The organism is Chromohalobacter sp. HP20-39 (genome assembly GCF_033052815.1).
Taxonomy (GTDB): Bacteria; Pseudomonadota; Gammaproteobacteria; order Pseudomonadales; family Halomonadaceae; genus Chromohalobacter.
Map to the genome: position 1 here is coordinate 1 of NZ_JAWHTP010001058.1, position 244 is coordinate 244.

Below are 244 nucleotides of genomic sequence, written 5' to 3' on the forward strand. Positions count from 1 at the left end.
CTCGACACCGGCTCCGTCGCCAGCCCGAACCGCGAAACCGAATCCATGCGCGACGGCACCGACGCCGTGTCGGATTGGCCGCTGCTCAACGCGCTGCTCAACACGGCCGGCGGCGCGACCTGGGTGTCGCTGCACCACGGTGGCGGCGTCGGCATGGGCTACTCGCAGCACTCGGGCGTGGTGATCGTGGCTGACGGCACCGACGCCGCTGCCAAGCGCCTCGGCCGTGTGCTGGTCAACGACT

At 70.9% G+C, this 244-nt stretch carries 1 pseudogene; it reads left to right on the forward strand.

Annotation, left to right across the window (positions count from 1 at the left end):
* A pseudogene (locus RVY79_RS21165) lies at positions 1 to 244 on the forward strand (urocanate hydratase); the annotation flags it as partial.